The organism is Candidatus Eisenbacteria bacterium, from assembly GCA_035577985.1.
Classification (GTDB): Bacteria; Desulfobacterota; Binatia; order DP-6; family DP-6; genus DATJZY01.
The window spans coordinates 1-2,091 of record DATJZY010000051.1; the positions used below are offsets into that span (position 1 = coordinate 1).

3 protein-coding genes are annotated in these 2,091 nt (G+C 71.5%); all 3 read left to right on the top strand.

Annotated features, from left to right (window positions below):
- The first annotated feature begins 10 nt into the window (after positions 1-10).
- A complete protein-coding gene (locus VMS22_08245; GenBank protein ID HXJ34020.1) occupies positions 11-274 on the top strand; it encodes an exodeoxyribonuclease VII small subunit in 264 nt (87 codons plus the stop codon).
- 13 nt (positions 275-287) lie between these two features.
- Positions 288-1,157, top strand: a complete 870-nt coding sequence (locus VMS22_08250; GenBank protein HXJ34021.1) for a farnesyl diphosphate synthase — start codon at positions 288-290, stop codon at positions 1,155-1,157.
- Between the two features lie 68 nt (positions 1,158-1,225).
- A partial coding sequence (locus VMS22_08255; protein ID HXJ34022.1) for a 1-deoxy-D-xylulose-5-phosphate synthase N-terminal domain-containing protein occupies positions 1,226-2,091 on the top strand: 866 nt, incomplete at its 3' end.

Consider the following 2,091-nt stretch of genomic DNA (forward strand, 5'->3'; position numbering starts at 1 on the left):
GCGCGGGCGGATGGCCAGGAACGCCGCCAGCCCCGCCAACGGCGCGGCCGAGGACGCTCCCAAGAGTTTCGAGGCGGCGCTCGCCGAGCTCGAGAAGATCGTCCAGTCGATGGAGGGGGGGACGCTCTCGCTCGAGCAGTCCCTCGCCGCGCACCGGCGCGGCATCGAGCTCGCGAAGTACTGCCAGGGGCGTCTCGCCCAGGCGCAGGCGCAGGTGCGGATGCTCGAAGACGAGGCGCTGAAGGCGCTCCCCGGTGACGACGCCGAAGGCTGACCTCCGCGACTGGATGGCGACGGTCCAGGCGCGCGTCGAGCGCGCGCTGGAACGGATTGTCCCGCCGGCCGACCACGCCCCCCAGCGCCTGCACCGGGCGATGCGCTACGCCGTCCTCGGCAGCGGCAAGCGCGTACGGCCGATGCTCGCGTTCGCCGCCGGCGAACTCGCCGGGAGCTCACCCGAGCGGCTCGACGCGGTCGCCTGCGCGCTCGAGCTCATCCACGCGTACTCGCTCGTGCACGACGACCTGCCGTGCATGGACGACGACGTGCTCCGCCGCGGCAAGCCGACGGTCCACGTCGAGTTCGACGAGGCGACGGCCCTCCTCGTCGGCGACGGCCTGCAGTCGCTCGCGTTCGAGACCCTGGCGGGCGGCGGCCTCGCCGACGAGCCGGCGGTCCAGCTCGAGATGGTGCACGCGCTGGCGGTCGCAAGCGGTACCCGGGGCATGGCCGGCGGGCAGGCGATCGATCTCGCCGCGGTCGGCCACTCGCTGACCCTGCCGGAGCTCGAGTTCATGCACATCCTGAAAACCGGCGCGCTCATCCGCGCGTCGGTCGCGCTCGGCGCGCGCTGCGGGCGGCCGCTCGCGGGACCAGAGTCCGCCCAGCTCGACCGCTACGCGAAGTGCGTCGGGCTCGCGTTCCAGGTCGTCGACGACGTCCTCGACGCGGAAACGCCGACGGCGACGCTCGGGAAGACCGCCGGCAAGGACGCTGCCCAGGGCAAGCCGACCTACGTTGCGCTGCTCGGCGTGGCGCGTGCGAAGGCGCTCGCCCAGGAGCTGCGCCGCGACGCGCACGCCGCGCTCGAAGGCTTCGGCGCCCGCGCCGCGCGCCTGCGGGATCTCGCGGACTTCATCGTCACGCGGGAGTTCTGACCCCGGCGCGGGAGGGGTTGTAGACGGGTTACAATCGCGTCATCCGCGCTTCCCGCTGCTATTCCGCCGTGGCGTACGAACTCCTCCAGACGATCAACGACCCGTCCGACCTCCGCAAGCTCGACCGGAAAGCCCTCGGCCAGCTCGCCTACGAGCTGCGCGCCTTCGTGCTCGAGTCGGTGAGCCGCACCGGCGGTCACCTCTCGTCGAACCTCGGCACGATCGAGCTGACGATCGCGCTCCACCACGTGTTCAACACGCCGGAGGACCGGATCGTCTGGGACGTCGGCCACCAGAGCTACCCGCACAAGATCCTCACCGGCCGGCGGGAGGGGATGGCGCGCCTGCGCATGCTCGGCGGCATCTCGGGCTTTCCGCGGCGCGCGGAGTCGCCGTACGACACCTTCGGCACCGCGCACTCGAGCACGTCGATCAGCGCCGCGCTCGGGATGGCGGTGGCGGCCCGCCGCAAGGGCGAGAACCGGCGGGTGATCGCGGTGATCGGCGACGGCGCGATGTCGGCCGGCATGGCGTTCGAGGCGATGAACAACGTGGTCGACGCCGACGCCGATCTGCTCGTCATCCTCAACGACAACGAGATGTCGATCTCGCCGTCGCTCGGCGGGATGAACCGCTACCTCGCGCGGCTCGTGTCGGGCCGGTTCTACGCCGCCGCGCGCCGGGCGGCGGAGAAGGTGCTCTCGCCGGTGCCGCCGCTGTGGGAGCTCGCCAAGAAGGTCGAGGAGCACGCGAAGGGGCTGGTGGTGCCGTCGACGCTGTTCGAGGAGTTCGGCTTCAACTACATCGGTCCGATCGACGGCCACGACCTCGACTCGCTGCTGCCGACCCTGAAGAACATCAAGGGACTGCACGGGCCGCAGTTCCTGCACATCGTGACGCGCAAGGGCCAGGGCTACAAGCTCGCGGAAGCCGA